General features: G+C 60.1%; 24 protein-coding genes and 1 tRNA gene. 15 read left to right on the top strand and 10 right to left on the bottom strand.

What is annotated here, in order from left to right; all coding sequences use genetic code 11:
- Positions 1-79 precede the first annotated feature (79 nt).
- Together ACKVY0_RS07150 and ACKVY0_RS07145 are read left to right on the top strand one after the other, a co-directional pair.
- Entirely contained in the window at positions 80-1,393 is a 1,314-nt protein-coding gene (locus tag ACKVY0_RS07150; protein WP_409214110.1) for an APC family permease, read from the top strand.
- On the top strand, positions 1,390-2,505 hold the full coding sequence (locus ACKVY0_RS07145; protein ID WP_409214109.1) for a hypothetical protein: 1,116 nt from the start codon (positions 1,390-1,392) through the stop codon (positions 2,503-2,505). Before ACKVY0_RS07150 ends, ACKVY0_RS07145 begins: the two co-directional genes overlap by 4 nt.
- Positions 2,506-2,544: 39 nt before the next feature.
- On the opposite strand, the gene ACKVY0_RS07140 is transcribed toward ACKVY0_RS07145, so the two are convergent.
- Both ACKVY0_RS07140 and ACKVY0_RS07135 read right to left on the bottom strand, forming a co-directional pair.
- The gene (locus ACKVY0_RS07140; protein WP_409214108.1) at positions 2,545-3,135 is read right to left on the bottom strand and encodes a hypothetical protein; all 591 of its coding nucleotides are present in this window, start codon (positions 3,133-3,135) and stop codon (positions 2,545-2,547) included.
- Between the two features lie 45 nt (positions 3,136-3,180).
- Positions 3,181-4,179, bottom strand: coding sequence for a serine hydrolase domain-containing protein (locus tag ACKVY0_RS07135; RefSeq protein WP_409214107.1), 999 nt, complete (start codon positions 4,177-4,179; stop codon positions 3,181-3,183).
- Between the two features lie 318 nt (positions 4,180-4,497).
- Here ACKVY0_RS07135 and ACKVY0_RS07130 point away from each other — a divergent pair, with 318 nt between their 5' ends.
- The 4 genes from ACKVY0_RS07130 (at position 4,498) to ACKVY0_RS07115 (ending at position 9,415) form a co-directional block, all read left to right on the top strand.
- On the top strand, positions 4,498-5,169 hold the full coding sequence (locus tag ACKVY0_RS07130; protein ID WP_409214106.1) for a response regulator transcription factor: 672 nt from the start codon (positions 4,498-4,500) through the stop codon (positions 5,167-5,169).
- Positions 5,170-5,336: 167 nt separating this feature from the next.
- The gene (locus ACKVY0_RS07125; protein WP_409214105.1) at positions 5,337-7,196 is read left to right on the top strand and encodes a hypothetical protein; all 1,860 of its coding nucleotides are present in this window, start codon (positions 5,337-5,339) and stop codon (positions 7,194-7,196) included.
- A 156-nt stretch (positions 7,197-7,352) separates the two neighbouring features.
- Positions 7,353-7,610, top strand: coding sequence for a hypothetical protein (locus tag ACKVY0_RS07120; RefSeq protein ID WP_409214104.1), 258 nt, complete (start codon positions 7,353-7,355; stop codon positions 7,608-7,610).
- Positions 7,607-9,415: a hypothetical protein gene (locus ACKVY0_RS07115; RefSeq protein ID WP_409214103.1), complete on the top strand. Its 1,809-nt coding sequence runs from the start codon at positions 7,607-7,609 to the stop codon at positions 9,413-9,415. Before ACKVY0_RS07120 ends, ACKVY0_RS07115 begins: the two co-directional genes overlap by 4 nt.
- Before the next feature lie 27 nt (positions 9,416-9,442).
- On the opposite strand, the gene ACKVY0_RS07110 is transcribed toward ACKVY0_RS07115, so the two are convergent.
- The 4 genes from ACKVY0_RS07110 to ACKVY0_RS07095 all read right to left on the bottom strand — a co-directional run bounded on the left by ACKVY0_RS07110 (position 9,443) and on the right by ACKVY0_RS07095 (position 11,508).
- Positions 9,443-10,480, bottom strand: coding sequence for an exo-alpha-sialidase (locus ACKVY0_RS07110; protein WP_409214102.1), 1,038 nt, complete (start codon positions 10,478-10,480; stop codon positions 9,443-9,445).
- 110 nt (positions 10,481-10,590) lie between these two features.
- On the bottom strand, positions 10,591-10,788 hold the full coding sequence (locus tag ACKVY0_RS07105; RefSeq protein ID WP_409214101.1) for a hypothetical protein: 198 nt from the start codon (positions 10,786-10,788) through the stop codon (positions 10,591-10,593).
- A gap of 40 nt (positions 10,789-10,828) precedes the next feature.
- Entirely contained in the window at positions 10,829-11,299 is a 471-nt protein-coding gene (locus tag ACKVY0_RS07100) for a hypothetical protein (RefSeq protein WP_409214100.1), read from the bottom strand.
- 119 nt (positions 11,300-11,418) lie between these two features.
- Positions 11,419-11,508: transfer RNA gene (locus ACKVY0_RS07095), tRNA-Ser, on the bottom strand.
- A 116-nt stretch (positions 11,509-11,624) separates the two neighbouring features.
- Here ACKVY0_RS07095 and ACKVY0_RS07090 point away from each other — a divergent pair.
- Positions 11,625-11,843 (top strand): hypothetical protein, encoded by a 219-nt coding sequence (locus ACKVY0_RS07090; RefSeq protein ID WP_409214099.1) that lies wholly within the window; start codon positions 11,625-11,627, stop codon positions 11,841-11,843.
- Positions 11,844-12,091: 248 nt separating this feature from the next.
- On the opposite strand, the gene ACKVY0_RS07085 is transcribed toward ACKVY0_RS07090, so the two are convergent.
- Genes ACKVY0_RS07085 through ACKVY0_RS07075 form a run of 3 tightly spaced genes read right to left on the bottom strand, consistent with a single transcriptional unit; the run spans position 12,092 to position 13,325 of the window.
- Positions 12,092-12,850 carry a Nif3-like dinuclear metal center hexameric protein gene (locus ACKVY0_RS07085; RefSeq protein ID WP_409214098.1) on the bottom strand — a complete coding sequence of 253 codons (759 nt, stop codon included), beginning with the start codon at positions 12,848-12,850 and terminating at the stop codon, positions 12,092-12,094.
- Positions 12,847-13,113, bottom strand: a complete 267-nt coding sequence (locus ACKVY0_RS07080) for a hypothetical protein (RefSeq protein ID WP_409214097.1) — start codon at positions 13,111-13,113, stop codon at positions 12,847-12,849. The genes ACKVY0_RS07085 and ACKVY0_RS07080 overlap by 4 nt, the downstream gene beginning before the upstream one ends.
- A complete protein-coding gene (locus tag ACKVY0_RS07075; protein ID WP_409214096.1) occupies positions 13,113-13,325 on the bottom strand; it encodes a hypothetical protein in 213 nt (70 codons plus the stop codon). The genes ACKVY0_RS07080 and ACKVY0_RS07075 overlap by 1 nt, the downstream gene beginning before the upstream one ends.
- Before the next feature lie 87 nt (positions 13,326-13,412).
- Between ACKVY0_RS07075 and ACKVY0_RS07070 the strand changes: the two genes are divergently transcribed.
- Positions 13,413-14,171, top strand: coding sequence for a hypothetical protein (locus tag ACKVY0_RS07070; RefSeq protein ID WP_409214095.1), 759 nt, complete (start codon positions 13,413-13,415; stop codon positions 14,169-14,171).
- 2 nt (positions 14,172-14,173) lie between these two features.
- Positions 14,174-15,007: a tRNA glutamyl-Q(34) synthetase GluQRS gene (gluQRS, locus tag ACKVY0_RS07065; RefSeq protein ID WP_409214094.1), complete on the top strand. Its 834-nt coding sequence runs from the start codon at positions 14,174-14,176 to the stop codon at positions 15,005-15,007.
- Here gluQRS and ACKVY0_RS07060 read toward each other — a convergent pair whose 3' ends face one another.
- Entirely contained in the window at positions 15,008-15,730 is a 723-nt protein-coding gene (locus ACKVY0_RS07060) for a hypothetical protein (RefSeq protein WP_409214093.1), read from the bottom strand. It lies immediately after the preceding gene.
- A gap of 105 nt (positions 15,731-15,835) precedes the next feature.
- Here ACKVY0_RS07060 and hemL point away from each other — a divergent pair, with 105 nt between their 5' ends.
- From hemL to ACKVY0_RS07030, 6 genes are read left to right on the top strand one after another with little or no spacing between them, the layout of a single operon-like run.
- Positions 15,836-17,122 carry a glutamate-1-semialdehyde 2,1-aminomutase gene (gene hemL, locus ACKVY0_RS07055; RefSeq protein WP_409214092.1) on the top strand — a complete coding sequence of 429 codons (1,287 nt, stop codon included), beginning with the start codon at positions 15,836-15,838 and terminating at the stop codon, positions 17,120-17,122.
- 42 nt (positions 17,123-17,164) lie between these two features.
- On the top strand, positions 17,165-17,443 hold the full coding sequence (locus ACKVY0_RS07050) for a hypothetical protein (RefSeq protein WP_409214091.1): 279 nt from the start codon (positions 17,165-17,167) through the stop codon (positions 17,441-17,443).
- Positions 17,436-17,774, top strand: a complete 339-nt coding sequence (locus ACKVY0_RS07045; RefSeq protein ID WP_409214090.1) for a type II toxin-antitoxin system RelE/ParE family toxin — start codon at positions 17,436-17,438, stop codon at positions 17,772-17,774. Before ACKVY0_RS07050 ends, ACKVY0_RS07045 begins: the two co-directional genes overlap by 8 nt.
- Before the next feature lie 15 nt (positions 17,775-17,789).
- Complete coding sequence (locus tag ACKVY0_RS07040; protein ID WP_409214089.1) at positions 17,790-18,137, top strand: cupin domain-containing protein; 348 nt, start codon at positions 17,790-17,792, stop codon at positions 18,135-18,137.
- A 12-nt stretch (positions 18,138-18,149) separates the two neighbouring features.
- The gene (locus ACKVY0_RS07035; protein WP_409214088.1) at positions 18,150-18,461 is read left to right on the top strand and encodes a DUF2007 domain-containing protein; all 312 of its coding nucleotides are present in this window, start codon (positions 18,150-18,152) and stop codon (positions 18,459-18,461) included.
- A gap of 8 nt (positions 18,462-18,469) precedes the next feature.
- Positions 18,470-19,663 (top strand): redoxin domain-containing protein, encoded by a 1,194-nt coding sequence (locus ACKVY0_RS07030; RefSeq protein WP_409214087.1) that lies wholly within the window; start codon positions 18,470-18,472, stop codon positions 19,661-19,663.
- Positions 19,664-19,741: the final 78 nt, after the last annotated feature.

Raw genomic sequence — 19,741 nt, 5'->3', positions numbered from 1 at the left:
TTGGCCGCATCTGCAAGGTTGAAGCACCAGGTTGAAGCAGGGTTGACGCCCCGCCGCCTTGCGCGTAGCCATCGCGCCCATGAGCACGACACGCACGCAGGGCATTTCACTGATCACGGCCACGGCGGTGGTGGTGGCGAACATGATCGGCACCGGGGTCTTCACCTCCCTAGGCTTTCAAGTGGGCGATCTGCCGTCCGGCTTCACGATCATGATGCTCTGGCTGGTCGGCGGCGTGTGCGCGTTCTGCGGCGCGGTGTGCTATGGCGAGCTGGCGGCGGCGCTGCCGCGTTCCGGGGGCGAGTATCACTTTCTCTCGCGCATTTTTCATCCAGCGGTCGGGTTTCTCTCCGGCTGGCTGTCGATCACCGTCGGCTTCGCGGCGCCCATCGCGCTGGCAGCGATGGCCTTCGGCAAATACTTCTCCACCATCTTTCCGCATGCCCCGGTGACGACGTGGTCGCTGGTGATGGTGTGGGTCATCACGCTGGTGCATGTCGGCGGCATCCATGTGGCTGCGCGCTTTCAAAATCTGGCCACCTGGCTCAAGGTGGCGCTCATCGGCGTGTTCATCGGCGCGGGCTACTGGCTGGCGACGGGGCAGCCGGTGCGGTTCACGCCGGCGGCGGATGATTTGCAACTGATCGGCAGCAGGCCCTTTGCGGTGAGCCTCGTGTACGTCATGTACTCGTATGCGGGCTGGAACGCGGCCACTTACATCGTCGGCGAGATTCGCAATCCGCAGCGCAACGTGCCGCGTGCCATCGCGCTGGGCACGCTGCTCGTCACCGTGCTCTATCTGGCGCTGAACGCGGTGTTTCTGCATGCCGCGCCGATGAGCGAACTGGCTGGCAAGCTGGACGTGGGCCACGTCGCCGCCGAGCACATCTTTGGCATCACCGGCGGCAAGATCATGTCCGGGCTCATCTGCCTGGGCCTCGCCTCCAGCATCAGCGCGATGACGTGGCTGGGGCCGCGCGTGCTGCACACGATGGGCGAGGACATGAAAATTCTCGGTCCCCTGGCCGAGTGTGATCAGCGCGGTGTGCCCGTCACCGGGCTGTTTGTGCAGCTTGCCATCGTCATCACGCTGCTGCTCACCGCCAGCTTCAACACCGTGCTCACGGCGGTGCAGTTCAGCATTCAGCTCGGTTCGTTTGCCACGGTGGTGGGTCTCATCGTGCTGCGGTTCAAGCAGCCCGATCTGCCGCGTCCGTATCGTTGCTGGGGCTATCCGTTCACGCCGCTGCTGTTTCTCGCCATCAGCCTGTGGATGATGGTGTTCCTCATGCTCGACACCGTGACGCGCGAGGCCTCGCTCTATGGTCTGGGCTTGATTTTGCTCGGCTGGATCATTTACCTCGTCTCGCCGCGTACTCCACGTGCCGCATGAAAAAATCCCTCATTGCCCTGCTCGTTCTCGTTCAATCCGCCGTCGCGGAGCCACCCACGCCGAATGATCAGGCCCGCTTCCTCGCCGGACTGCCGCAGGAAGGCTCGCCGCTGGCGCAACTGGCCATGCGGGGCGAGTTTAACTCGCACGCGAAGGAACTCGATGCCGCCTGGGCCGATGCGGAGGAGCGTCAGCTCACGCCAATCCGCGCATGGGCACCGCTGGGCCTGCCAGAAGCCGTCAGCGACACCGCACCGCTGCTCTATGTCTTCAGCGGGCCGGATTTCCTGCACGCGCACACGTTCTTTCCGAACGCCTCCACCTATGTGCTGGCCGCTGTCGAGCCCGTGGGCCTGCCGCCGGATGTGACGAAGCTCAGCGAGGGCGAACTCGGCGCCTCACTGCGCAATTTGCGCCACTCGATCAACGCCTCGCTCAGCTTCAGCTTCTTCATCACCGCCGACATGAAGAAGGATCTGCAGGCCACGAAGCTCACCGGCACGCTGCCCGTGCTCTATGTCTTCCTCGCCCGCTGCGGCTGTCACATTCAAAACGTCGAAAACATCTGGCTCGATGCCGAGGGCAAGGTCTTGACCGACAAGGAAACCAAGACACCCGGCGCACGCATCACCTTCCTCGGCACCAAAGGCCAGCCGCAAACGCTCTACTACTTCGCCACCAACATCGCGAGCTGGTCCCTCAAGCAGGACGCCTCCTTCCTGCGCTTCTGCGATGGACTCGGCATGATGAACGGCTTCACCAAGTCCGCGTCGTATCTCATGCACCTCAGCGAGTTCACCACGATCCGCGATTACCTTCTCACCCACTGCCACACGATGACCCAGGACGACTCCGGCATCCCCTGGCGCGATTTCCCGCGCGACACCTGGGATGTGAGGGCCTTCGGCTGGTATCCAGGGCCGATCGCCTTGTTCAAGCAGCACTACCAGCCCGAACTTGCCGAGTACTATCGCAATAACGAAGTCCCCGCGATCCCCTTCGGCATCGGCTACCAATGGCGGCCCAAGCAGAGCACGCTGATCTACGGCGTTTCGAAGACGATGGTGCGCAAGGCGATTCCGGTGGTGGAGGAACCAGCGGCTCAGCGCTGAATTGATTGAACCGACTGATAAACTTCAGGGCTGTCAGGATCACCTCCCTGATCTGAGCTTGCTAATAACGTCTCGCTCCCGGTCTTTGGCTTCTTGGTCTTTGGCATTCATACGCGCGACGATTGCCTCCAATTCTTTTTTCGAGCCGAGCGACAGGGCGTCACAAATCCGAGCATCCACTGCCCCTCTCGGTATTTCCTTGTTCATGTCGTGTTTGTTCACAAGCTTGAGGCACTGGTTTAACCGCTGCCCGAGTTCTGTTTCGGGAATGACTCGAAGCGCGTAGCTAAAACCATCAAACGGGCTGATCCAAACGGTGGGATCCCCGTTAACCGTCAAACCGGAAGGAGGAGTCGCCAAGAAAATGGTCATGCGAATGTTTTCACCCATCAACAACACAATGCTTTCGATCCGAGGAGACATAGAGACAGGAGAATTCTTGACCTCGACCGGCTTGCCGTGAGACAGGCTATCTCGAACAGTTTGCGTCAACTTGGCAAGCAGGGCGTCTTCAAACCGTCCATGCTGAACTGGTGCCTCTTCGGCGGAAGCAGAATTGACGGCTCCTGGAATGACGATCATCCCCCACATCGCCATCAATCCACATAACTTTTGAAAAGCAGTTTTCATGGCTAAACAGAGTGGCCGCACTCTGGCGGGTTGGAGAACAGTATCTTATTGAGGCTTCGCAAACAACAGCCGCAGCATCTCAGCATCATTCGGCTTTGAGTCCTTCGCCAGTCGCACGATGATGAGTTTCCGCGACGGCACGATGTAGATGCGCTGACCGTAAGAGCCGATGCAGGCGATGAGATCGGCGGGGGCGGCGCGGCAGAGGCAGGCGTTGCGCCAGGACTGTTCGTGCCATTTTTTGTCGAGTAGAGACTCCACATCGACCTCGCGGGCGGACTTGGATTCGCCGGCGTGGTTGTTCCAGAAGCCGAAGCCGAAGGCGCGGTTGGCGTCGCTGGGTTTGAGCGCGGCGACGATTTCCTCGTGCTTGAGCAGCCAAGAGCCGAGTTCCGACCACTGGCGGGCGGTCTGCATGAAGCCGGCGGCGAGCAGCGGTGCGCCGTGCTGGTCCGGCAGGTAACGCTGCGTGCCGAGTCCGAGCGGACCGAGCACCTTGCGCTCCAGATAGCGGGTGGGTGACTGCTTTTTCTCCCGCAGCTTCCGGGCAAGCAGCTCGTGATACACCTGCAAGGCCGCCGGACCGTAGATGAAGGACTTGCCGGTCGTGCCGACGAGCGCGGCCTTCAGCGCTGAGGCGGTGCGGTCGTTGTAACTGTTCTCATGCAGACCAAAGAGCGGCTCCATGCCGCTGCTGAAGTCGAGAAGCTGCCGCACGGTGATTTTGCTGCGACGCTTGTCGTCCTGCCACTCGGTGATCGTGTCGCTCACGCGGTCATCCAGTTTGAACAGCCCGTCTTTCTCAGCAGCGAAGGCTGTGAGGCACCAGAAGGCCTTGGTGCCGCTGTAGATGCGGTGCGGCTCGCGTTTCGTGTGCCCGTTCGTGTAGGACTCGTGCAAGATCTTGCCGTTTTGCTTGATCAGCAGCGCATGACCGCTGTGCGCGGCGGAATACGCTGCTGCGGCCTGAATGCGATCCGCAGGCAGCGGCTCGACAGCGGGCGCGTGCGTGAAAAAAGAAAGGAATGCCAGGATGCGAACCATGCGCGGGAGATTAGCCGCAATTCTGCCGTGAGGGCAAGCACGGCTGACAAATGACCAACCGACCAACAGATTTGCCGCAGAGGGGCAAAGCGGCAGAGATGGCAGAGTGAGAATACTGCTGCTTCACCACCGAGGTCACAGAGAAGCACCGAGGTTTCATGACAATGACTCTGGTCATCCTCTGTGTCTCTCTGTGGTTGATTCAAAACTCTGCCTCCTCTGCTCCTTTGCCTCTCTGCGGCAAATCCTAACGGCCTCGGCTTCCTGTTCCGCAGGTGCCGGTGGACAATCCGCCTTTGCATCGCATCATCCGCACGCATGCGCATCCTCCTCGTCGAAGACCAGGCCAAACTGCTGTCCTTTGCCAAAAAGGGGCTGGAGGAGCAGGGCATCCAGGTGGACGCGGTCAGCGATGGCGATGAGGCCTGGGAAATGGCCACCACGGTGCCGTATGACGCGCTGGTGCTGGACATCATGGTGCCGGGCCGCGATGGCCTGAGCATCCTGCGCGGCCTGCGGGAGAAGCGCAACACGGTGCCGGTCATCCTGCTCACCGCACGCACGACCCTGCCGGAAAAAATCGAGGGCTTGAATCTCGGCGCGGATGATTACATGACGAAGCCGTTCTTCGTCGAGGAACTGGCCGCACGCCTGCGCACCGTCGTGCGCCGCAAGGCCGGTGAGACCAGCCATCTGCTGCGTGTCGAGGATCTCTGCATGAACCTGCTCGAACGCAAAGTGAGCCGCGACAGCGTGGACATCGAGCTGAGCACGCGCGAGTTTGAACTGCTGGAGCATCTGATGCGCAGCCCCGGCCGTGTGTTTGGCCGCATGCAGATCTATGAGCACGTCTGGGGCTACAACATGGACCCCGAAACGAATCTTGTGGAGGTGTACATCCAGCGCCTGCGCTCGAAGATCGACAAGGACCACGACAAGAAGCTCATCCGCACCGTGAGAGGTGTGGGTTATGCGCTGGGTGGTGCGTGAGGAAGTGAAAGCCGCTGTGGATCGCAGCGTAGTGATCAGCGCTTATGATGACTCCCGAAAACCAATTTCTCCCGCAGATTCAGACAACCCGCAGATTATTTCCCCTCTGGCAATCTGCGGGTTCCCTGAATCTGTGGGAATACTTTCTGGTTTCCGGATGTGCCCTTATGAGATGCTCCAACTTTGTTCTCGCCCAGTTGTTGCTCGGGGCAGTCGTTCACGCCCAAACCCCGCCAGAACCTCTCGCGTGGCCGCCGGGTTACTTCAATGCACGCACGGCCACGGATGCAGCGAAGCCGCAGCCTGCGGCGACGGTGAAGGATCTGAAGCTCGCACGCACGCATCACAGCATCAGCATCGAGTGGCACATTGATGGCGACACGGATCACGACGCGGCCTGCAAAGTGAGCTACAAGCGCGATGACGAGTCCGCATGGCATGAAGCGATGCCGCTGATGCGCGTGGATTACTTCGGCTGGTATGACACCAAGCCCGCCGCGAAGCCTTTCAACATGCTCGCCGGCAGTATTCTGTTTCTGCGGCCCGGTGCGGTGTATCAGGTGCGGCTTACGCTCAGCGATCCTGACAGCGCGGCACCGGTGGAGGAGACGAAACGCATCCAGACGAAGCCGTGGCCGAATTTCGCCAAACCTGCGCGCACGCTGCATGTCATGCCGCTGGATCAAAGCGGCAGCAGTGGCGATGGCTCGGCGGAAAAGCCGTTTCGCGGCCTGAAACCGGCCTTGGCTGCCGCGAAGCCGGGCGATTTGTTCCTGCTGCATGCCGGTGGCTACGGCGAGACAGAAATCAATATCAGTGGTGTGCAGGGCACAGTCGAAGCGAGCACCGATCAGACACGCTACATCGGCTTCAAGGCCGCTGGCGATGGTGACGCGGTGTTTCATCAACTCCGTGCCAGCGGCAGCCATCTGTGGTTCGAAGGTCTCACGTTCAAGCGTGGCGACTCGCCCAATGGCCTGAAAGGCGGCGAAGGTTGTGAAAACGTGGTCGTGAGCGGCTGCACGTTTCGCGACTTCCACTACTCAGTGTTTCTCTCGAAGGGCTGCGCTGGCTGGCACATCGCCAACAACGACATCCTCGGCGACACGGTGAAAGGCATTTCGGGCGAAGGCGTGGAGCTGAACAAATCCTCGGGCCACACCGTGTGCTACAATCGCATCGGGCGCAGTGCGGACGGCATTTCGTATCCAAACACGAACTGCGATCTGTTCGGCAACGACATCTTCGACATGTCGGACGATCCCATCGAGCCGGACTACGGTTACGCGAACATCCGCATCTGGGGCAATCGCCTGCACGGCCACACCGGCATCACCTTCCAGCCGATGTATTGCGGCCCGTGGTACATCGTTCGCAATCATTGCATCTCCAAAGGCAACGTCTTCAAGCTGCGCGTGCAGGATCGCTTCGTCTGCGTGAACAACACCTTCGCCGCCTGGAGCGTGCCTGTGCCACATGCTCATGGACTGCTCACTTCATTCTCCCGGAACAACATCTGGATGCACCTCGGCGGCTCCGAGTTTCTGTGGCAATCGAACGCGCAGACTGACGACAAAAAGCGCAGCTACAGCATCAAGTATGTGCTCTACGACTCCCCCGTCGCAAATTGGAAGACCGATGTCGATCACGACGGCTTCGAGTTCAGCGCGGCGAAGCCAATGAAGGGCAAAATGAATCCGTGGATGCTGCACAACCAGCGCTACTACGACCTGCCATCGCTCAACGCAGCCATCGGCATCGAGGCCCATGGACGCGTGCTGGATCGTGCAAAGGACTTCGTCGCATTCACTGTGAGCCAGGAGATGCCGGGCAAAGATGCGCCGCTGATCAAACTCAGCGCGCAAAGCCAAGGCAAAGACGCTGGCGTCACGCTGCCGAACATCGCCGAGGAATTCGACGGCCAGTCACCTGACTTGGGAGCATTCGAATCAACGGTGCCGCATTTCGGCCCTCGTGACGATCCCGCTGCGGTGCCGCTGCAGTGGGTGCTCAAACACCAGCGCTGAATGGAGCCTTGCCTTGGCAACATGGTACGGTGAGGATACGAAATGACCTATGAAACTCCGCCTCGATCTGCTCAAGCACCTGACCACGGAAGACGTGATGGAGGAGGTGTTGACGACGGTTCACCGTTTCAAACCCGAGCTGCTTTTCTCCACAACTTGAACTGGCAATCTGTTGTCGGCCTCAATCGAGGAGCGTGTGAGCGAGGAAGCTCGCAACACGGCTTTAATTCAGAAGCTCACGCATTGTGCGCAGTAGGCTGGGAAGCCATCCGCAGCCAAGAAATGACGCTGGTGGAGGCACTGAATTTCCTGCGCGGCAGCCACCGCAAAGCGTCTTTCCTGTTCTTCAATGGCAACTCGTTCGCGGACAGCGGTCGTCGTCTAATGGAACCCACCCACCATCTTCCGCTATGAACCGCCGCACCTTGAAAGACAACCTGCTGAATCTTCACGGTGACGCGCTGGCATGTTTGACGAAACAAATCGTCCCACTGGCGCAGCGTTCAGGCACCACGAAGTCTGATCGTGCGCGCACGCTGGAGCGCCACCTGTGTCGTGACTGGCGAGGCTTCGTCGCGGGTCTCGGTGATGCAGAGCGGGCGTTCCTGGCGTGCTCCGTCCACCAGGAGCGGGTGCCGAAAAACAGCGTGTTCGCGGCACTTACCGGTTTGGCCGCGCCATCACTGCGCAGTGACGGCTATGGTGCGCGCACGACCATCAGTAAATTGAACGCGGTGATCGTGTGGCCCGATTATCGCGAGCGTGATTCCATGACTGTCCATGTCGTCGCCGAGGCGGTGGAGCCGTTGCGCCAGATTTTGCCGCCGCCTGCGCGGCCCGTGGCGAAGGTGACGGAGGAAGCTCAGTGGGCGCGGGAGACGACGGTGGATGGCGCGCCATGCAGACGCTTCGAGACAGCGGAGGTGGCACCGCGTGAGATGGTGCGCGTGCTGCGGCTCATTCAGGGCGGCAAAATCAAGGTGACGCCCAGTTCACGAAGGCCCACCGAGTCGAGTGTGCGACTGCTGGCTGCCGCGCTGCTGGTTCCTGACTTCGCGCTGGAGACTGAGGTCACGCATTTCTTGCGGTGGGAAAAGCAACCGCCCGGCGCGGTGCGCGCTCATGCCTGGGCAGTGATCGCACAACAGGCGGGATGGGCGAAGATCAGATCCGGCGCGCTCGAACTCACGGCGCGTGGTAAGGCTCTGGCGATGCAGTTTGATCCCACCGCGCTGCGCGATGCCGTGTCGTGCATCGCGAGTGATGATACTTTTGACGAACTCAACCGCATCCCGGCCATCCTCGGACAGGGCGGCAAACAGGCCTCGCGTTTTCTCAGTGCTGTGAGCGGGCGCAAGGCGGCTCTGTTGAAAGCGATGGCGGAGAGCTTCCCCACGGGTGAGTGGATCAGCTTCGATGAAGCCTTCCGTCTCACGCTCTGCACGGGCGGATATGAGATCGTGAAAGGTGGCGTGTATGATGTGCTCTATCTTGGGGATAAGCAGTACGGAATGATTCAGGATGACATCGGCCTTCAGCGGCAGTTTGCGCGGGCATTCATGATGGAGACGCTGGCCACCCTCGGCATCATCGATGTGATCTACTGCGCGCCGCATGGCTGCTGGCCGGAGCTGGGGGATGAAGCGGGCGCGGAAAGAAACACCTATCTTAGCCGCTATGACGGCCTGCTCCAGGTGCGGCTCAATCCCGCAGGTGCCTATGCGCTGGGTCGCATCGAAACCTTCGCTGCACCCGCGCCCGCAGCCCCGAGCCTGCAGGTGTTGTCGAATCTGGAGATCGTGCGCGGCGATTCCAGCGGTGGTCCTGGGGATGATGCGATGCTGGAGCAAATGGCCGTGTGTGTCGGCGAGAACCACTGGCGGTTGGATGCCGCCGCGCTGTTGCACTCGATCGAGTCCGGCGCACGCGCTGTCGAGATGCGCGAGTGGCTGGAAAAAGCGTCCGGCCAGGCACTGCCGTTCGCCGCCGCGCAATTCATCGAAGACGTTGCGAGCAAGGCCGCCGCTTGCATGAAGGCCACCGAGGGCATCATCTTTGAATGGCGTGATGAGGATCACGCGCAGTACATCGCCAGCAGCACCAGTGGAAAACGGAGTTGCCTGTACCTTGGCGGCAACCGCCTGCTTGTGCTCAAGTCCCACATGGCGGAGTTCCGTCGTACCGTGCGCGCGCTGGGCCACTTGCTGCCCGAGCCGTGACCAGCCGGAGATGATGAGGCATCAGAGCTACAGCCGATCAAATGCCCGCAACTCCTCCGCCCACTCAAACAACCAGCGATCTTCGGGAGCGATGACGGGCTGCTGATTTCGCGGTGGACCCGTCACTGCAATGATCCAGCCGCCGTCTTTGGCCGCCACCGCGCCGGGATCGGCTCCCATGACTCGCATTGAATCACCGAGCTGCCAGTTTGAGCCATCAGTGCTCGTGGCGGTGAAGACGCCTTCACCGGTGCCGAAGAAAGTCATCGTTTTGCCATCCGACTGCGCATTGCCGAGCCAGCGGCGGCGGCCTTCGACTTTCACGTCATCGGCGCGGGTGAAGTTAAGTCCGTCGGTGCTCGTGGCGTGATAGCCGATGCCGTCGGTAGGCTGCATCTGTGGGCCGTTGTTGGGGCGCTGGCCGGGCTCGGGTTGTTTACCGTTATCGGGTGAGTAGAGATGAAACACGCCCTGATGCAGAGCCATGGCGCAGTCGATCACCGAACGGCCTTCGATGGTGAAGCGCACGCCGGGTTCGAAGGTGTACTCAATGCCATCGCCTGAAATCGCCGAATGAATGCGCGGCAGATCTTCATCGAACTGACGTCCGCGCAGCGAGGTGAAATACATGCGCACACGACCATCCGGCAGCGGCACGAGCGTGGGGTCAAACGGGAAGCGCATGCCTGCGGGCAGGCCTTCGAGCTTCATCACCACCGCAGGCGTCCACGTTTTGCCTTCATCAGAGGAGAAATGAATGGCCACCTTGTCGAATGAAGCGGGATCGTTCTCCGGGAAGTGCTGATGTGCGGCGATAAGCCGACCATCCTGCATGCGATTGAGCGTGGGAACACCGGCACGCTCGAACTTCGCGAGTTTTCCGATGCTGCCGTCTGCTTTGGCGTGATACACGAGCACGTCGTTGTTCCAGGGGCCGTTTTGCGGCAGCGGCTGGTTCAGCGGCGGAAACGGCACGAGCGGGTTGAACAACTCGGAGAAAAAATCCTGCGCCGATGCGGTCGTGAGACCGCACAGCGCGAACAGCAGGGAGCGCGTGGCATTCATGAGAGCGGGAGGTGGTTACAGCCATGCGGGAGCCACCAAAGCGCCGCCCGCGGCGGTACTAACGGCGCCGCCACCGTTTGTGTGTCACGCTGCTGTGCGTGTGATAGCGGTCACCGCATCGGCATGCCCAGCGGTCCCATGCCAGGCATCTCGGGGCGCGGATCACTCACGTTGTCAGGAATTTTGCCCGCCCGGGCGTCCGCTTCGAGCTGCTGCCGGGTTTTGGGTGGAGGTGTGGTGGGTGCCGCACATGCGGATAACAAGACTGCGACGAGCAAGGTGGCGATGCCGGGATTCAATGGTTTCATGAGGTGCTGAGTTTGGGTGGTATTGATACGATGCGGGAAATCACTTGGGTAGTCTGGCGTTCAAATCTTCGACGTACTTGCGGTCGTCGTCGCTGAGCAGATCGAGCGCCACTTCCACGGGCTTCTTGTTCACCATCAGGCGCACTTTGCCATCGCGGATGAGCGTGGGTTTGGCAGGCAATTGGGCCGGCGGGGCTTTTTCGACGGCTTCACGGGCGGCGGCGGGATTGGCGGCATCGAATTCGATCACCGACTCCTCGAAAGTGATGATGGCGCCCAGCAGCGATCTGCCGTCCTTGCTCTTCCATTGTCGCGGCTCGCCGAGGATGAAGTAGGAGGTGAGTTTGGTCTTGGTGGGCGGGGCGGGTTTGGTGGCGGCATTGATGCTGACCCCGCCGCTGCCACCGCTGCCGTTGAGGTCGCGCGTTTCAAATTTCTTGCCGGTGGTGGGATTGATCACCTGCGCGCTGAGCGGCATCGTCACCAGGAAGATGAGGAGAAATGCTTTCATGCTGAACAAGCTAACATGACTGCCGCACGGACTGCAATCCTCAAGTTATAACCCCGCGATTGCCGTCTAAATCAAAAAAGCAAATGAGCGGGCAAGTCTGCCTGCGCCGTTAAATGCGCTGGCGGAGAGGGTGGGATTCGAACCCACGGTTGCCTTTCGACAACGTCTGATTTCGAGTCAGGTGCCTTCAACCACTCAGCCACCTCTCCTTTGCATTCAGCGGGGCGGAGAGTACCGCGACCAAGCGTGAATGCAAGGCGGGCTTGCAAAACAGGGAGGGAATTTCATTTGCACCTTGAGTGGTTCGGCTGTCAGTCGCGGCACTATGCAAATCCTCTCTGTTCTCATCGGACTCGTCTGCGCCGTGCTGCTGGTTCCAGGTCTCATTCCGTTGCTTGGCTGGCTGCAATGGGCCGTGCTGGCGGGGTGCGTGGTCGGCATCATCTTTGGTTCCTTCTGCCAGCGAAAAATTGGCCTGACGATCAATGTCGCTGTCGCCATCGTTGCGGCGCTGCGGTTGTTTCTGGGCGGCGGTTTCCTTTAAGCCTTCGCCGGCTTCACCCTGCCGTGCTTCACACTCCATAGGCCGTGCCGGGGGGCTTGGAGCGCACCAAACTCACGGGCGCTGGGGCGTGTGGCCGTGTGGCAGGCCGGATCGTCCTCGACCGCGTAGGCCTATGTTTCGACGATGATGCCGGAGCAACGGCGCCAGACGAGTTCGACGCCGATCAGATCACGGGCGACGGTGAGCACATCACGCTCGAAGAAATCGCGCTTCAACCAGCTCATGGCTCACAAACCCGTCGGATGATCGACGAATTCCCATGGAATGCCGAACTTCGTTTTGATGTGCGCCGCCAGCGCCTTCACGCCGAAGGTCTCCGTGGCGTAATGGCCGCCGTAGAGCAGGTTGATGCCGAGTTCTTCCGCGAGCGTGTAGCTCCAGTGCGGACCTTCGCCGGTGATGAAGGTGTCGATGCCGGCCTTGGCGGCGGCGGCAACCTCCGAGCCGGACCCACCGGATGAAATGCCGATTTTTTTCGTCGTTTTCGGTCCGCCGGCACACACATGCACTGGATTGCCGCCGAGTGCGGTTTTGAATCGCGTTGTGAGTTCCTCCAATGACATCGCCTGTTCCGCTGTCACACCGACAGCGTTGCCTTTGTATTCGAGAAAGCCACCGGTGGGCGTCAAACCGAGCGCCTGGGCGATTAGGGCGTTGTTGCCGAGCACCGGATGCACATCCAGCGGTAAGTGAGCGCTGTAAACCGCGAGGCCGCTGTCCGTGCAGAGCTTCAACTTCTGAAACACCGGTCCTGTCCATGTTTGCAGCCCCGTCCAGAACATGCCGTGATGCACGAGGAGCAAATCCGCGCCTGCCGCGACCGCTTTGCGCATCACCGGCAACGTCGCATCGACGGCGGCGACGATCTTGGTGACCTTGCCGTGATGATTTTCGAGCTGGAGGCCGTTGAGCGCGTTCGAGTAGTCCGCGATCTCTGCGATGCGCAGTTCGGTGTCGATATAGGAGACGAGTTCGGTGAGGTTCATGATGACTGTGGTTTGCCTGCTTCGATCTTCACGACTTTGATTTCATTAACAACATGGTCGCCCCAGAAGACGACGCGGAATCGGCCGATGAAAGCGACTTCGTTACGTCTGTCAGTGCTGTCACGGACAAATTCGGTTCCCTCTTGAAATGGATCGTCAGTGAGGCCTTGAAGAAATCGAGTCAGCTTCAACCGGTCCTTGGACCTGCGGCTGAGGATGAAGTCATGCGCCTGATGGCTGAGATAGACCGTGTAAGGGCGCATCAAAGGCCGCGGGCGAGCAGAGATTCATGCTGTTGCAGGTAATCCTGGAGGGAGATGCGCTTCCCGGCATCCATTTCGGCGTGCAACCTCGCTAGCTCGCCAGCCTCGTCCTCGTCCTCGTCGGACTGAAGATCGAACAGAAACGCTGTCACTTCGCGTCGTTGGGCGCTGGAGAGGGTGCGAAGGTGATTTTTGACTTCAATGACACTCATGGCGTGAAGATAAGAGTCTTGCCGCTGATCTCAACGGCGAAGATTCATGCTGGACAGGGGATGAGGCGGTTCGCTAACATGTGCATCATGTGCTGCTTCACGGGAAAAGTCGAGGAGGTCAAAAATACGCGCATCTTTGCGCGGTTGGGTGAGCGTGGGAACCAGGTGCTCATTTACCAGATGTCGGTGAAGGCGCCGCAGGATCTGGCGATGGTGCTGCCGATTCCGGTCAAGGAGGGGGTGGGTGAGAATGCGGTGAAGTTTTTCGATTTTTCGAAGTATGAGACGGTGTTTGAGGATCTGTGGGAGTTGTTTCCACCGCCTGTATCAAGAAGCGCTGATCCGTTTGGTGCGCCGGCCGCAGCTGCGGTCTATTCGCTGCGTGTGGTTTCCGTTGGCGCTTACGATGCGAGCTTTGTGCCGACAATTGCCGACTTCAGTCGCCTAGATGCCCGGTTTCGACTGCCGAATGATGTGTGGGCGAAACTGCCGGGCTACGCGGACTTCGGGTTCGCCGTGTTCAAGCTGAAACCGGGCAATGCCCAGGTGCATCCGATGGCGTTTTCATTTCCGACGGCACTGGCGGGCACGGTGTTCTTCCCAACGTTGCACATTCATGAGGGTGAAGTGCATGCGAAGGAGAAATTCGACCACACGCTCTATCTTCAAGGCAGTGGCATGGACACGGCGCGCAGCGGCTGGCTGGAATCACCGCTGTTGCCGGTCACGAAGGTCAAATGCGGCAACACACACGGCATGATCCGTCCTGACCTGCATGTGTTTCGCAGTGTCATGCGTGGAAAATTCGAGAACGGCGATGTCGTGGTGAAGCCGAGGAAGGTTTGAGCATGGCCGAGGTCACACGATTCGCCCCCAGTCCCACCGGATGGCTGCATCTGGGGCATGCGTATGCGGCGGTGTTTGCGCAGGAAGCGGCAGGGCAGGGGGGAAGGTTTTTGATCCGTCTCGAAGACATCGATGGCACGCGGGCCCGGCCTGAATATGAAGAGGCGATCTTTGAGGATCTGGCGTGGCTCGGATTGAGCTGGGAGACGCCGGTGCGACGTCAAAGCGATCATTTCGACGATTACAGAGCTGCTTTGACGAAGCTGGAGACACTCGGCGTGCTGTATCCGTGCTTCTGCACGCGGCGGGAGATTCAGGAGGAGATCGCACGCGCTGGCAACGCACCGCAGGGGCCGGACGGGCCGCTGTATCCTGGAACGTGTCGCAGTCGTGATGCGGCAGAGCGGAACGAACGCATCGCTGCGGGTGAGGCATATGCGCTGCGGTTAGATGTGAGCAAAGCCATGCGGCTGGTTTCACACGAACTCGCGTGGACAGATCGCGAGCGTGGTCGTTGCAAGGCGCAGCCCGATGTGTTCGGCGATGTGGTGCTGGCGCGGAAGGATACGCCGGCGAGCTATCATCTCGCCGTGGTGGTCGATGATGCGCTGCAGGGCATCACGCTGGTGACGCGCGGTGAGGATTTGATGGAGGCGACACATCTGCATCGCTTGTTGCAGGAGCTGCTCGGCCTGCCGGTGCCGGAATGGCATCACCACCGCCTGATCACCGATGAAAAGGGCAAACGCCTGGCGAAGCGGGATGATGCGCGCTCGTTGCGCAGCCTGCGTGTGGCAGGGTGGACGCCAGAACGCGTGAAAGAAGCGATCCGCTGATCAGAACATGAAAGGCGGCGGAATGATCTGCACGCCACCACCGCCGAGCGGATTGCCTTTGGTCTCCTCGATCTCGGCGACGACGCCATCTTTGAAGCTGACACTGAGCGTGCCGACCTCGACCTTCACATAGATCACTGTTTGCACGAGTTGGCCAAAAGCATCACGACCAGTGGTCGTCTGCGGCACTCTTTCGTAGATGCTGAACTCGAGCTTCTCCTCCTTGCCTGCGGCGTTGATTTTGGCGCTGGTGCGGGAGGGCTTGCCCAGGGATGCCTGCACCTCCTGGCTGGTCATGCCGAGGGCGACTTGGTGGTTCTGAATGAGTTCCTCAACCTTCTTGGTGCGCTCGTAGAGTTTTTTGAGATTGGCGGCCAGATTCGGATCAGCGGACAACACATCGGCCTGACGAATCCAGCCGGCGACGTCGCCATGCCGCGCCCGGCCACGCACACGGTAGGCCGTATCCGACATGGCAATTAGTGTGACGAGCGTGCCCGGCGCAAAGGAGCCGATCGCGCCTTGAAATTTGCTGGTGGGATACATCGGTGCCTCGATCTGCACTTTGAGCACGACCGGCTTCGGTGTCATGCCTTCCACGGAAAACGTGCCCGGCTCCAGATTCTGCAAAGACGATTTGTTGCGGGAAGACGAGGTCACCGTCTGCCCCTGGGTGGTCTGCAATGCGAACAGGGTAAGAAGGATCCGACAGAGCGCTTTCATGGGCATGGGGCTGGTTTTGAGATGAGAATAGCCGACACAGACGGTCCCCGGCAACCTTTTGTTCGACGCCTCAAGCCTCCCGCGTATCCCTTCCCACCTCAGACCATGCCCAACGGACCTCTTTCTACCAAGCTCTTCGATCTCGCCAAGCAGTTCATCCCCGGCGGCGTGAATTCACCCGTGCGCGCCTTTCGCAATGTCGGCGGCGATCCCTTTTTCGTGAAACGCGCCAAGGGCTGCCGCATCTACGATGTCGATGACCGCTGCATGATCGACTACGTCGGCACTTGGGGTCCCGCGATCCTCGGCCATGCGCCGATTGCCGTTATCGAAGCCATCCACAACGCCGCCAAAGACGGCGTCAGCTTCGGCATCCCGAACCTCTATGAAGTCGAAATGGCCCGCACCATTTGCCAGTGGGTGCCCAGCATTCAAAAGGTGCGCATGGTCAGCAGCGGCACGGAGGCCACCATGTCTGCCATCCGCCTCGCACGTGGATTCACCGGCCGCGACCGCCTGGTGAAGTTCGACGGCTGCTACCACGGCCATTCCGACAGCCTGCTTGTCGCCGCCGGCAGTGGCGCGCTCACGCATGGCAATCCCGACAGCGCCGGCGTGCCGCGTGCCTTTGCCGAACTCACCAGCGTGCTGCCCTTCAACGACGAAGCGGCGTTGGAGGAACTGTTCGAGAAAAAAGGCCACGAAATCGCCTGCATCATCGTCGAGCCGTATCCGGCGAACGCGGGGCTCATCCTTCCCAAGCCCGGCTTCCTGCAAAAGCTGCGCGACATCACTACAAAGCACGGCGCACTGCTCATTTTCGACGAAGTCATGACCGGTTTCCGCCTCGCCAAAGGCGGTGTGCAGGAGCTGGAGAAGATCACGCCCGATCTGACCTGCCTTGGCAAGGTCATCGGCGGCGGCTTGCCCGTCGGCGCCTTTGGTGGTCGTGCCGACATCATGGACTACCTCGCGCCGCTTGGCCCCGTGTATCAGGCGGGCACTCTCAGTGGAAATCCTGTCGCCCTCGCGGCTGGTCTCGCGCAATTACGCGAGCTGGAAAAGAAAAACGGCTACGCCCTGCTCGAAAACCTCGGCCAGATCATGGAAACCGCCGTGCTCGACGTGCTCAAGAAGAAGGGCCTCAACTACCGCTGGTATCGCAAAGGCAGCATGTTCTGCCTCTTCTTCACCGAGCAGGAAGTCCACAACCTCCAGGACGCCAAAACGAGCGATCTCGCCGCCTTCCGCAAATTCTTCCACCACTGCCTCGACCACGGCGTGTACTTCGCGCCCAGCCAGTTCGAGACCGGCTTCATCAGCATGGCCCACAGCCGTGACGACCTGGAACAGACAGCGGAAGTCGCCGCTGCGGCGCTTGCTGCGCTGTAAAAAAGCCGTGTCACGAACACGGCGGCATGATAATCTCCCGCCATGCCACAGCTCACGATTGATCTTCCCGAGACCATCATGCCCGCCCTGACCCGCAAGGCGGAGGGATGGCAGCAAACGCCTGAGAGCTTCTTGTCCTCCTACGTCGTGCTTTGCCTGGAAAATGACGAGCAACCCGCCGCTGATCCAGCGCGTGAGGCGCTGGAGGATATTTTGGAGGAACGGGACAAGGGGCCGTTCGTTCCTGTGCCGGATGATCTTGTGGAGCGTGTGATGCGGAAAGCGATGGCCCGAATCCAGCAGCGCGAGGCGCATGTTTGATCCAGCCAAACACATGCATCCCGATGTGGAGGATGTCGATCTGGTGGAAATCGCCGAATACATCGCGTTGGATGACCCGGAGGCTGCCAGAAGAGTGATTGCGGCTGTGCGTGAGATGTTGCTCACGCTCGCCAGGAACCCTGGTGTCGGCACTGAATACTCGCCGCTGCGCCGCACGTTGAAAGGCATCCGCATGATCCCGGTTACCGAATATCGCAACTACCTCATCTACTACCGCCCGCTGCCCGACAATTCCGGTGTCCGCATTCTTTACGTCCTCCACGCCGCCCGTGATGCCACCACCTTCGCTCGCGAGCACCGCCGCCAGTAACGATTCGTCATTTCCATGAACTCCCCTCGCTTCGCCGTCGCCCAGCTTGATGAAATTCCGCCCACGCCTTGCCCATGTGGTCAGGCGCGACGTGCGTTCAAAGAAGACTGGAACACACTCGCCACCGTGCATCTCACCGACATCCACGCGGACAGCCGTGCGCACTACCACCAGAAGATGACGGAGATCTACATCGTGCTCGAAGGCGAAGGCCATCTGGAGGCCGATGGCCAGATCATTCCGCTCAAACCGATGACCACCGTGATGATTCGGCCTGGCTGTGTGCATCGGGCGGTGGGCAAGCTGAAGATCATCAATGTGCCGATGCCGCCGTTTGATCCGGCGGATGAATTCGAGGTTTGAGCACTGACCTGTATGCGCGACCTGTTGACCAGTTTGGATTCGACGCGGCTTGGTTTCTACAAGTCGATTCTCGAAGAGGCGGAGATTCCCTGCTTCATTCGCAATGAAACGACCGCGCAGCTCACCAACATCTTTATCATGCCGCTGCAGCCGACGCTGTGTCTGCTGAACGATACTGATTATGACCAGGCCAGCGCGCTGCTCGGCTCATACCGTTCTTCCCAGCCCGCCTCGTCCGAAGAATGGCTCTGCCTCTCCTGCAAAGAATCCAATCCCGTCTCGTTTGAGCTGTGCTGGAACTGTCAGGCCGCCAAACCCGAATGATCACGACCATGAACAAACTCGCTGTTTCTCTGCTGGTGGCACTGCTGCCGACCCTCGCGAATGCTGAAACACCCAAGGCGAAGAAATCGGGCATGCCCGAGGGATTCCATGAGCTGAAAATCGGCGAAGCTGCGCCGGATTTTGAGCTGATCGGCATCGACGAGGAAAAGCACACGCTCAAAGACTATGCGGACGCCGATCTGCTCATGATCGCCTTCCTCAGCAATCACTGCCCCACGTCACAGGCAGTCGAAGGGCGCATCAAAAAACTGGTAAAGGACTACAAGGGCAAAGGTTTGAAGCTCGTGGCGATCAATCCGAACGATCCCGCCGCCCTGCGGCCCGATGAACTCGGCTACTCGAAGTACAACGACAGCTTTCCCGAGATGAAGCATCACGCCAAGGAGCAGGGCTTCAACTTCCCCTACCTCTACGACGGCGACACGCAGAAGACCGCACTCGCCTACGGCTGCCTGGCCACGCCGCATGTCATGATCTTCGACCAGGAGCGCAAACTGCGCTACCAGGGCCGTCTCGACGACTCACGCTATGATGCTGAAGCCACGGTGACATCCCCCGATGCCCGCAACGCCATCGAAGCTCTATTGGCAGGCAAACCGGTGCCTGTGGCTGAAACGAAGCCACACGGCTGCTCCACCAAGTGGATCGACAAGCGCGGGCAACTCGCTGCCGACAATGAAAAATGGGAGAAGGGCGAGGTGGAGGTCGAATTGATCGATGCGAAGGGCATTGCTGCGTTACGGAAGAATGACACGCAGAAAGTCCGCCTCTTCAACGTCTGGGCCACCTGGTGCGGCCCCTGCGTGAAGGAATTTCCCGGACTCGTCGCCACCTCGCGCAAGTTCGGCCTGCGCGAGTTTGAGTTTATCAGCATCAGCATGGATGACCCGAAAGAGCTGTCGGCGGTGAAGGCTTTCCTCGAAAAGCACAACGCCATCGTCCCTGACAAGCTGAAGCCCTCGCTCAAAGCCGAAGGCCGCAGCGGCAACGCCTACGTCTTCAATGAAGCCAGCAGCGATGCGTTGATCCAGGCGCTTGATCCCGAATGGCCGGGACCGATCCCGCATACGCTGGTCGTCGCTCCCGGTGGCGAAGTCATCTTCCGCCACAACGGCGAGATCGACGGCGACGAACTGCGCGAAAAAATCCTGGCGCACATGGGCCGGTTTTATGTGCCGTGAAACCTGAGTTGATAGTGGATGGCCTGAGCATGCATCGTCTGCACCGTTTCAGGCTATCAACCATCAACTGTCGCAGGG

This window comes from Prosthecobacter sp., assembly GCF_046154365.1.
Lineage (GTDB): Bacteria > Verrucomicrobiota > Verrucomicrobiia > Verrucomicrobiales > Verrucomicrobiaceae > Prosthecobacter.
Note: the sequence above shows the minus strand (reverse complement) of the source record. Positions and strands in the feature narration are given on the sequence as shown.

Excerpts from the sequence above, each read along its gene's own strand:
- ACKVY0_RS07140 (WP_409214108.1), bottom strand. The coding sequence starts at position 3,135 with ATGAAAACTGCTTTTCAAAAGTTATGTGGATTGATGGCGATGTGGGGG.
- ACKVY0_RS07040 (WP_409214089.1), top strand. The coding sequence starts at position 17,790 with ATGAACTCCCCTCGCTTCGCCGTCGCCCAGCTTGATGAAATTCCGCCC.
- ACKVY0_RS07090 (WP_409214099.1), top strand. The coding sequence starts at position 11,625 with ATGCAAATCCTCTCTGTTCTCATCGGACTCGTCTGCGCCGTGCTGCTG.
- ACKVY0_RS07135 (WP_409214107.1), bottom strand. The coding sequence starts at position 4,179 with ATGGTTCGCATCCTGGCATTCCTTTCTTTTTTCACGCACGCGCCCGCT.
- ACKVY0_RS07130 (WP_409214106.1), top strand. The coding sequence starts at position 4,498 with ATGCGCATCCTCCTCGTCGAAGACCAGGCCAAACTGCTGTCCTTTGCC.
- ACKVY0_RS07110 (WP_409214102.1), bottom strand. The coding sequence starts at position 10,480 with ATGAATGCCACGCGCTCCCTGCTGTTCGCGCTGTGCGGTCTCACGACC.
- hemL (WP_409214092.1), top strand. The coding sequence starts at position 15,836 with ATGCCCAACGGACCTCTTTCTACCAAGCTCTTCGATCTCGCCAAGCAG.
- ACKVY0_RS07080 (WP_409214097.1), bottom strand. The coding sequence starts at position 13,113 with ATGCGCCCTTACACGGTCTATCTCAGCCATCAGGCGCATGACTTCATC.
- ACKVY0_RS07125 (WP_409214105.1), top strand. The coding sequence starts at position 5,337 with ATGAGATGCTCCAACTTTGTTCTCGCCCAGTTGTTGCTCGGGGCAGTC.
- ACKVY0_RS07030 (WP_409214087.1), top strand. The coding sequence starts at position 18,470 with ATGAACAAACTCGCTGTTTCTCTGCTGGTGGCACTGCTGCCGACCCTC.
- ACKVY0_RS07035 (WP_409214088.1), top strand. The coding sequence starts at position 18,150 with ATGCGCGACCTGTTGACCAGTTTGGATTCGACGCGGCTTGGTTTCTAC.
- ACKVY0_RS07075 (WP_409214096.1), bottom strand. The coding sequence starts at position 13,325 with ATGAGTGTCATTGAAGTCAAAAATCACCTTCGCACCCTCTCCAGCGCC.
- ACKVY0_RS07070 (WP_409214095.1), top strand. The coding sequence starts at position 13,413 with ATGTGCTGCTTCACGGGAAAAGTCGAGGAGGTCAAAAATACGCGCATC.
- ACKVY0_RS07115 (WP_409214103.1), top strand. The coding sequence starts at position 7,607 with ATGAACCGCCGCACCTTGAAAGACAACCTGCTGAATCTTCACGGTGAC.
- ACKVY0_RS07085 (WP_409214098.1), bottom strand. The coding sequence starts at position 12,850 with ATGAACCTCACCGAACTCGTCTCCTATATCGACACCGAACTGCGCATC.
- ACKVY0_RS07045 (WP_409214090.1), top strand. The coding sequence starts at position 17,436 with ATGTTTGATCCAGCCAAACACATGCATCCCGATGTGGAGGATGTCGAT.
- ACKVY0_RS07100 (WP_409214100.1), bottom strand. The coding sequence starts at position 11,299 with ATGAAAGCATTTCTCCTCATCTTCCTGGTGACGATGCCGCTCAGCGCG.
- ACKVY0_RS07105 (WP_409214101.1), bottom strand. The coding sequence starts at position 10,788 with ATGAAACCATTGAATCCCGGCATCGCCACCTTGCTCGTCGCAGTCTTG.
- ACKVY0_RS07060 (WP_409214093.1), bottom strand. The coding sequence starts at position 15,730 with ATGAAAGCGCTCTGTCGGATCCTTCTTACCCTGTTCGCATTGCAGACC.
- ACKVY0_RS07150 (WP_409214110.1), top strand. The coding sequence starts at position 80 with ATGAGCACGACACGCACGCAGGGCATTTCACTGATCACGGCCACGGCG.
- ACKVY0_RS07050 (WP_409214091.1), top strand. The coding sequence starts at position 17,165 with ATGCCACAGCTCACGATTGATCTTCCCGAGACCATCATGCCCGCCCTG.
- ACKVY0_RS07145 (WP_409214109.1), top strand. The coding sequence starts at position 1,390 with ATGAAAAAATCCCTCATTGCCCTGCTCGTTCTCGTTCAATCCGCCGTC.
- gluQRS (WP_409214094.1), top strand. The coding sequence starts at position 14,174 with ATGGCCGAGGTCACACGATTCGCCCCCAGTCCCACCGGATGGCTGCAT.